This is a genomic window from Polynucleobacter sp. AP-Latsch-80-C2 (assembly GCF_018882185.1).
Lineage (GTDB): Bacteria > Pseudomonadota > Gammaproteobacteria > Burkholderiales > Burkholderiaceae > Polynucleobacter.
This window is the reverse complement of the sequence record NZ_JACVOY010000017.1, coordinates 18,659-27,067: the sequence shown is the minus strand read 5'-3', so window position 1 is coordinate 27,067 and position 8,409 is coordinate 18,659. Positions and strand designations below refer to the sequence as shown.

Annotated in this window: 9 protein-coding genes; all 9 read right to left on the bottom strand. The window is 41.1% G+C overall.

Annotation, left to right across the window (positions count from 1 at the left end; all coding sequences use genetic code 11):
• Window positions 1–64 (bottom strand): transposase (locus ICN47_RS13100; RefSeq protein ID WP_223146557.1); only part of this gene is annotated, 64 nt, incomplete at its 3' end.
• Window positions 65–89: 25 nt separating this feature from the next.
• Window positions 90–629, bottom strand: coding sequence for a hypothetical protein (locus ICN47_RS12315; RefSeq protein ID WP_216220212.1), 540 nt, complete (start codon window positions 627–629; stop codon window positions 90–92).
• A gap of 35 nt (window positions 630–664) precedes the next feature.
• On the bottom strand, window positions 665–2,404 hold the full coding sequence (locus tag ICN47_RS12310) for a thiamine pyrophosphate-dependent enzyme (protein ID WP_216220211.1): 1,740 nt from the start codon (window positions 2,402–2,404) through the stop codon (window positions 665–667).
• A gap of 48 nt (window positions 2,405–2,452) precedes the next feature.
• The gene (locus tag ICN47_RS12305; RefSeq protein WP_215279613.1) at window positions 2,453–3,667 is read right to left on the bottom strand and encodes a cytochrome c; all 1,215 of its coding nucleotides are present in this window, start codon (window positions 3,665–3,667) and stop codon (window positions 2,453–2,455) included.
• Window positions 3,668–3,713: 46 nt separating this feature from the next.
• Window positions 3,714–4,199, bottom strand: coding sequence for an ion channel (locus ICN47_RS12300; RefSeq protein WP_112209292.1), 486 nt, complete (start codon window positions 4,197–4,199; stop codon window positions 3,714–3,716).
• Between the two features lie 2 nt (window positions 4,200–4,201).
• Window positions 4,202–5,059 carry an FUSC family protein gene (locus ICN47_RS12295; RefSeq protein WP_216220210.1) on the bottom strand — a complete coding sequence of 286 codons (858 nt, stop codon included), beginning with the start codon at window positions 5,057–5,059 and terminating at the stop codon, window positions 4,202–4,204.
• Complete coding sequence (locus ICN47_RS12290) at window positions 5,047–5,952, bottom strand: hypothetical protein (protein ID WP_216220209.1); 906 nt, start codon at window positions 5,950–5,952, stop codon at window positions 5,047–5,049. Before ICN47_RS12290 ends, ICN47_RS12295 begins: the two co-directional genes overlap by 13 nt.
• The gene (locus tag ICN47_RS12285; protein ID WP_071466104.1) at window positions 5,930–6,991 is read right to left on the bottom strand and encodes an HlyD family secretion protein; all 1,062 of its coding nucleotides are present in this window, start codon (window positions 6,989–6,991) and stop codon (window positions 5,930–5,932) included. The genes ICN47_RS12290 and ICN47_RS12285 overlap by 23 nt, the downstream gene beginning before the upstream one ends.
• Complete coding sequence (locus tag ICN47_RS12280; protein WP_216220208.1) at window positions 6,936–8,312, bottom strand: TolC family protein; 1,377 nt, start codon at window positions 8,310–8,312, stop codon at window positions 6,936–6,938. The genes ICN47_RS12285 and ICN47_RS12280 overlap by 56 nt, the downstream gene beginning before the upstream one ends.
• Between the last annotated feature and the right edge of the window lie 97 nt (window positions 8,313–8,409).

Here is an 8,409-nt window from a genome sequence, read left to right as displayed (position 1 = left end):
GTTCAACTACCTGTTTGACTGCCTCTAACTTGAACTCTTCAGTAAACCGTCTTCTTGTACTCATGACACACCTCCTAATAGACTAAATATTAGGCTAGAAAGTGTCTATAGAAGTGGTAGCGATTCAAATACACTCTTTCAATTTCCCTCAAATCTTGCTCTACGCTGGGATTTCTATTTCCAGTTAGCTGATATAAATTGAAATATAAAACTGCAAGACCAACATTTTGAAACTCAGGCTTCACAGGGCCTAGACTTTTTTTTGCTCCAGTTAATGCCTCTAGAGCATCGCCGACTGTTTTTGCATGACTTATTAAGTTTTTGGCAACATAAAGACGATTGGCAATTTCAAAGTCACAAGAAATTATCTCTTTTTGAGAGGTCACACGGCTTTCGTAGTTGTGTTGCATATTTTGATAGAAAGCTGCACCACCACTAATAAATACTGAAGTTAAAATAAGCATACCGACATTACTATTAAGTATGTCGTAAATCTTTGCCCATATCTGATTAGAGGAGGTTTCTATATCCTTTTCAACTATCGTAGCCTCATCACCAATCTTTTTGGCTATTTCGTGGCGATAACGCTCTTCAGCTTCAATAAGGCTTTTTTTATTCTCGTCTAGCATTTATTCCTCGTAATAAAATATAAAAATTAATTTACTTAAGTTTTTGGAGTCTGATGCTTAGCGCTTTGCACCGTATTTTCTAGTAAATTTTCTACATCAGAAATGCGGCCATTGAGAATTGCTTTAGCGCTGTAAGCAGCCATACCCAAAACATTTTCCAAATTTACGGTTGGGGGCATCACAAGCTCTGAGCGATTAGTATGAACATCAAGTAGCGCTGGCCCAGGATAGGCTAAAAATTCCTGCATTGACTTATTTAGATCTATGGCATTTTTAACTTCAATACCTTTAATACCTACAGCCTCTGCGATCTTGGCAAAACTAGGGTTTTTGAGATCGGTGTAGTTATTTAGTAAACCGTCGGCCTTCATTTCTAGCTCTACAAAATCAAGCGCGCCGTTATTTACAACGACTATCTTAATAGGCAAGTTTTCTTGATTAATCGTAAGCAAATCACCCATCAGCATTGCCAAGCCTCCATCGCCACACAGGGCTATCACCTGGCGATCGGGATATGCTTTTTTAAGCCCGAGTGCCATGGGCATACTGTTCGCCATAGTGCCGTGTCTCAGGCTCATTAAAAATTTCCTCTGGCCGTTTACTTTGATATGACGCAAGGCCCATACCCATGATGTTCCGGTATCAGCGGTAAATAATGCATCCTTATCGGCGTAATCACTTAGGAGGCGAGCCATATATTGGGGGTGAATAACCTTGCCATCCCCCATTTCCTCTTCCGCCTTAAGAGTTTCTTGAGTTTTTTTGGCAACTTCTAGGCAGTGGTTTAAAAATTCATCATCTGTACGTTGGGCTAATAAAGGAATAAGCCCCTCCAAAGTAGGAACAACATCTCCTTGAAGCCCAAGAGTAATTGGATGCCTTCTACCTAATCTTGCGGCATCACGATCAATTTGGATAATTTTGGCATGCTTAGAATAAAACTGACCCCAGGCAAAATCAGCGCCAAGCAACATCAGGGTATCGCATTCCGACATCATATGAAAGCCAGAGTGAATTCCTAATAAGCCTGTCATGCCCACGTTATAGGGATTATCGTAGGCAACGATATCAGTAGCTCTTGAGGTATGTGCAATGGGCGCTTTTAATTTTTTGGCAAGATCAAGCAAGAGATCATGAGCTCCTTGACAACCAATTCCAGCATAAATCCCAACCTTCTTACCCGAAGCTATTATTTCAGCCGCTTTTTCCAGGTCTACTTTAGCGGGAACGCAAATCGATTTTGGAAAATGCACGGAATATTGAATCGCATCTTCCACTTCCGTTTTGCTGATATCAACAGGCAAAATAATGACGGCGGGACCCTGCTTGCTAATAGCGGCCTGGCAAGCTAATACAGCAACATGTCTAGCCTGCTCAGCGTTATAGACTTGCTCACAAAAAACTGAACAGTCTGAAAATACCTTTTGATAGTCGACCTCTTGTGGCATATCCATACCCAGAGTCATGGTATCAATCTGACTAGCGATCACGATTAATGGAATACGAGCGCGATGAGCCTCATATACACCGTTGATTAAATGCAGGGTTCCTGGCCCACACGAGCCTGCACAGCCAGCAAGATTACCGGTCATATAGGATTCTGCGGTTGCTGCAAATGCTCCAACCTCCTCATGCCTGGTGTGAATCCATTCAATACTACTTTTAGATAAAGCATCAGTCACATAATTTAGGGTATCGCCTACAACTCCATATATATGCTTTACTCCAGCAGACTCTAAAACTTCCACAAGCACTTGGGCTGCATTTTTTTTCATTTAAGTTTCCTTATTGGATACATTGCTCAATTACGCTACAGATAATTTTTAAATTCCTGGGTTAGCTCTAATATTTTTCACCATCGATTGCGTCACATTGGGCGCAGCAGAATTACCCCAGCTACCACGAACATAATTGCTTAAATGAGCAATTTCTTCATCGTTTAAGCGAGTGGCAAATGAGGGCATTGGAATATATCCATTTCGACTACCAATTCCCCTAATAATGACCTTGACAATATCCGACCCATTTGGGGCTATCACAGCAGGATTAGAGGCTAACGGTGGTATCACACCTTGAATTCCCCGCCCATTTGATTGATGACAACCGCTACAGTTATCGATATACAAGCGGGCACCTTCAATCTTTGATTTATCAATCGTCTTAACTTGATTATTCAGACTTGAACTCGCTGGCAAAGTTTTAAGATAGACGCCCATTGCCAACAAATCACTATCACTTAGCTTGCTTGTGCTGTTATGCACAACCTCCTGCATAGGCCCAAGCGCAGTGGTTTTTCCTGGGTACTTTCCCGATTTAAGATAGTTGGCAATATCTTGGGCAGTCCAAGACCCTAAACCTGTACGTAAGTTAGATGTGAGATTAAGTGCAAACCATCCATCCACCAGCGCACCAGTAAATGCCTTAGATTGCTCAATTGCTCCCATAACATTACGTGGAGAATGGCACTCGCTACAATGCCCCAATCCTTCAACAAGATAAGCTCCGCGATTCCAAGAGGCAGATTGAGAGGAATCAGGCTTAAAGAAGCCTGGAGTAAAAAATAACTCACGCCAAAACAGCATTGTTGAACGAATATTGAATGGAAACTCTAGGTGATTTATCGAAATTTCATTTGACACTGGCTTGACAGTCTGTAAATAAGCATAAATTGCATCCACATCCTCGCGACTAACTTTTGCATATGATGTGAAAGGCATTGCGGGATACATATCTTGATCTTTTTTATTTACACCATCATGGATTGCCTTAAAAAAATCATCTTTACTCCAGGAGCCGATACCAGTTTTTTTATCTGGGGTGATATTGGGCGTGAGCAGGTAGCCAAAAGGCGTGTTCATTCTGAGTCCTCCTGCAAAGGGCTGGCCTCCAGGGGTGGTGTGGCAGGATACGCAATCTCCAGCCGTAGCAAGATACTCACCTCTTTTTTCAGGGGTTTGAGCAAAAGCGAGATTGGCTACAAAAAACAAAAGTGCCACAGCGCCATTTAGCAATGCTGGAAAAAACTTTAATTTTTTCATTTTGATAACTTTCAAATATCAATTGTTATAAAGAATAACTAGCAACTTACTTTTTTTTATTACGTTCGTTTAATAACATCTGGAGCATATTAAATAGCCCAGCGCCTGAGATGGATACTGCAAATATCCCAGAGAAGGCAATAACTAAAGGTAGGCCACGCCATTCTGGGGATAGTTGATAATTTCCATATCCAACCGTGGTGTACATCTCACCCGCAAAATAAAAAGAGGCTAAAGGATCTGTAAAAACACCCATTCCATCAAGCATGTAGGCATAAAATAAAAGATCCATCATATGAGTTAACACAATCAAGAACATAACAAATGCATATGGCAGAAAGCTAACCCTCGCCTTCCAACTGATAGATGATCTTGAAATAAAGTGTCCAAAACCTTTGGTAATTAAGAGTACCAAAAAGCTATGAATAACAAATATCAGAATTGCAGAAAGCATAAAAACATCAAGGCCTCCACCGAATATATTATTGGCATAAAAATTCAATAGTTTTAAGGGATTTTGAAAATTAGTCATAGTTAACGATTGGGCAGCATAGTTCCATTAAATTTGCTGAGAGCATAACCTAGCTTTGTTGCTCTTTTTTGAATCGTAGACTTTATTTTGGCTTGCAATTCGACAGGCTCCTGCTGGGCATAGGAGAGATCTAAAAGGAGCGATATCACTCTTTGTTGCAGTCTATTAATCCTATTGGCAGCACGTAGCTCATTACATGGGCCGCCAAGTCCATACCCAGAAGCGGAGAGTAACTCTTCAAAAGATTCTGACTCTGCTTTTAGCGCCATTGCCTCATCGATGCCAGACTTTGCATCGACACCTGCCAAAGTGCTAAGTTGCAAGAGATTCTTGGAAATACTAGCTGCAATTTTTTGAGTCGACTCTACCAACTCAACTCTAGCATTACGGACTCCATATACATATTTTTGAATAAATAGAAATAAAGCGATGCCCGCTAAAACAGCCATAAAGCGTGCAATGAGAAACGATATTGGCTCAAAAGAAGTAAATGGTAGATTCATATATTCAAAATTAAGACAAATCGCCACGGTTACAACCATAATGAAGTAACGATAGTTTTGCTGAACAGCAAACCCCAACACATAAGCCAAAATAATGCCCACAAGAAATACAAGCTGATAGTTATACCTAAGGAATATTTCCAAAACTGTGGCTATTAGCAATCCAGCAATGGTGCCAATAATTCGGTTGCGGGACTTTTCTATTGTCAAACTTGCGCTAAAGGGTCCAATGATCGCAGTCACCGATACTGCTACCCATAATCCTTGATCCCACTGCAAAACTTGAGCAACTAGAAGTGAGAGAACAATTAGCCCCACGACCTGCAAAATTCTATTTTTAAAATTTAGGCTAGGCATTTTGAATTCCAATACTCAGCTAAATCTTTTAAGGTAGCGGCCAATTTGGTGTCCCTCAAAACCTCAGTGCCCTGAGCCAGTTTATCTAGCTCTATTACACGTGATTGGCTGATAGAACGATGAATTACATCAAGCACATCTAGCGTGGATTTGGCATGTATTTTTTGAGCAAATGAATTACCCCTGATCTGGAGCTGGAGTGACTTGAAGAATGGCATTAATCCATAGATGGCTGGCTGAACTTGCTCAGCCTGGTTTTGCATCGCCAAAAAGCTCATCAAGGTCTGATTATCAAACTTGTTCAAATTTGAATCGCCCCCAATAAATTGGCGATCAGCCTCTAATAAACGAAGCGCTGCACTTTTGATAACCCGATCATGAAGATTTGGAAACAGCAGTAAAGCAAATAATCCTGCAGCAGCATATTCAAAATAGAAAAGGGCATGATTTATAACACCATTGAGGTCTGTTGCAACATCTCCCTCAAGAGAAACAATCCCAATCAAAATCAAAATCCCGACTACATTGGCAGTTAATCCATCTTTAGCGATTAATCTGTAAAGAATGAGCGCCCATACCCCTACCCCTATCAATAAGCCCCACTTAAAGTATGAAACCAAGCCAAAAATGCTGTTAGTAGTCACGCAAAGCATGACGATCCCTATGTATCCCAAGATCTTTTTCTTACGTGAATTCATTGGCGGTAATTCCGTTGCTGCAACGGCAACAGCCGTAACTAGCATTTCTAGAACTGGAACTATTGGCGATTTAAAAAATGCATTGACTATAAAAAGCACAACCCCAACATAGGCTACCTTTAGGGCTGACAATCGGCAAATCCAATAAGGATCTGCCCGATCAAATAGGGGGCTACTGACTGCGTATACGAACATACGCAGACATTCCATTCTCAAGAGGATACTTAGGATCAGCGTTAGTAATTTCAATAATTACCGGAAGTCTTTGGGGTAGCAACAGCCATTTATTTTCTGTGGCAATAATCTGATTGCCCGTGAATGGCTGGGTAATCTGCCTTGTAATACCAAATGGGTTGCTAACAACAACCCCTTCGAACGATTTGCTGCCAAAGTAGATTCTTGGGTATACCGTTACTTTGTCGCCCTGCTTTACGCCAGCTAAATCCGTTTCTTCAATATTTGCTTGGACATATGCATTGCCGCTATTTACTAGAGTAAATAATGTTTCTCCGGGCGCTACATTTTTACCAATTCCTAAAAAGACGTTTTGGACTTGACCATCCGTAAGAGCCTTAATTGTGGAATCATTTAAAATAATTTCTGCCTGATCTCTGGCGCTCTTTAATACTGTCAAATTATTTTTAGCCATCTCAACTTCGTATTGATCAATTTCTAGCTGATCTGCGAACCCTGCGGTGATATTAGATTGAGCCTCAATCTTATGCTTCAAGTCAGAGAGCTCAATTTGTGGAATGCCGCCTTTGACAGAAGGATGATTTTTTTGACGGTACTGATTTTTAAGAATCTCTAAATTTTCTTTTGCTGCCTGTAAGTTGTGCTTTGTAAGATCAACTTTCTTGGATAGAGCTTTAATACTGGTTAGGCCTTTTTCATATTGCGCATCTGCAGCCTCAAAGAGTAATCTGTAGTTATCCGAATTTAGCTTTACTAAAGTATCTCCTGACTTAACTACCTGCCCATTCTTAACCAAAACTTCAGCAACTGATCCGGCCACTTTCGAAGAAACTGGCGTTTGAATACGGACAATGTAAGCATTGTCAGTTAATGTAAATAAAGAAGTTAAAAAGTATCCGATAGCAAGCAATCCACCCAAGGCGAAGATTGCTGTAGCAAAGTTGGCCTTACCCAATTTCTGACGCAAATTGAGCTGGGCAAGTTTACTTTTGAGTAGGTCGTACTTTTCCGTTAGATATTTCAAGATTTTGTTCTTCATAAATTGAGCCACCGCCCATGCTTTGATATAACTTAGCCATTGCAATTAACTCAGTAAGCTTTGTCTGAGTTACTGCAGCCTCTACTAAGTCATATTGGGTTTTGTTTTCAAGAAACTGCGACTGAGATAAAAGACCCTGGCGATACATAGAATCTGAAATCTTTAAATTATTTTTGGCTTTAGAAAATGCCTCTATGTCATGCCCCAGCTTTACTCTCTGAGCCTCATAAGCTGAGAGCGCATCATCCGTTTCACGTAATGCAGAATTAACTACATCAACATAAGCAATGGCAGCCGATCTATAAACCGCATTACTAAAACTAATTGCCCCGATTATTTTAGGATCGAGCACTAATGCAGCGTATGCTGCCTGAAAATTAGCATTTGAGCTAGCGTTAGACCCATTTTGTGTAGTTTTGATGTTGGTTACTAGCGCATTTAAGCTAATAGATGGAAAGAGTGAACTAGCAGTTGCGGTCACCCCATAGTTTGTCGCATCTAATCTTGCCCTTGCTGCAGCAACATCTGGTCTAGTAGACACTACAGATGCCGGCATATTCCCTGGAGAGGGGACATCGGTATTAATTTGATCCAATGATTGCTTAGTTTTGAATCGCCCAATGCTTCTTCCCACCAGAATTAACAGCGCATTTTGTGCTGCTTGTTGATTGGCACTATTTTGTGCAAGCTGCCCTGAAATGGCATTTAACTCTAGCTCTAATTGATTCTGGCCATATTGAGTACCTAGGCCTCTTGCAGATAATGAAGAGGCGATTTGAGCACGCTTTTTTAAAGACTCCTCCATATCCTGCAGTATCTGGGTCTGGCGCTCAGTAACTAATACAGCCACATAAGCAGTTGTCACTTGGGCAATCATTGCCGCTCTAACCGCAAGGTAATCCGCCTGTGAAGCTTCAAGTATTTGCCCAGCCTGCATTTGCCTAGCAGGCTGTTGCAGCAAATTCACTACATAAGTGGGTAAGAAACCGACAAAGCCGCCAACATTAGCCACAGGAACAGATAATCCCTGAAAGAATAAAGTCGTATTGCCGTTTATAGATCCCCCAAAGAAGTTTAGGGAAGGAAGCCAACCTAATTTAACGGTATCAAGTTGGGCTTGAGCTTGCTCAATACTATTAATCGACTGCAATATTTGTCGATTATTTTTTAGACTCTCGCTGACGAGTTCATTTAATTCATCACTTTTGAGCTCTTGCCACCATGGATATAGTGGTAGAGGCCGCTCTTGAGCAGAATTTTTAATTGCAGGCCACTGTTCTGGCATCTTGACGTCGGGCGGAGTCCCATCACCATACATCATGCAACCGCCAAGGAGAATGCCGATGGACGAGAGAGAAATTATTCTGTGTTTCGAGATAATTTTAGAGATCATGCTCGTTTAAAGGCCATCTAAAGCG

Coding starts and splice junctions, on each gene's coding strand:
- ICN47_RS12315 (WP_216220212.1), bottom strand. CDS start 629: ATGCTAGACGAGAATAAAAAAAGCCTTATTGAAGCTGAAGAGCGTTAT.
- ICN47_RS12310 (WP_216220211.1), bottom strand. CDS start 2,404: ATGAAAAAAAATGCAGCCCAAGTGCTTGTGGAAGTTTTAGAGTCTGCT.
- ICN47_RS12305 (WP_215279613.1), bottom strand. CDS start 3,667: ATGAAAAAATTAAAGTTTTTTCCAGCATTGCTAAATGGCGCTGTGGCA.
- ICN47_RS12300 (WP_112209292.1), bottom strand. CDS start 4,199: ATGACTAATTTTCAAAATCCCTTAAAACTATTGAATTTTTATGCCAAT.
- ICN47_RS12295 (WP_216220210.1), bottom strand. CDS start 5,059: ATGCCTAGCCTAAATTTTAAAAATAGAATTTTGCAGGTCGTGGGGCTA.
- ICN47_RS12290 (WP_216220209.1), bottom strand. CDS start 5,952: ATGTTCGTATACGCAGTCAGTAGCCCCCTATTTGATCGGGCAGATCCT.
- ICN47_RS12285 (WP_071466104.1), bottom strand. CDS start 6,991: ATGAAGAACAAAATCTTGAAATATCTAACGGAAAAGTACGACCTACTC.
- ICN47_RS12280 (WP_216220208.1), bottom strand. CDS start 8,312: ATGATGTATGGTGATGGGACTCCGCCCGACGTCAAGATGCCAGAACAG.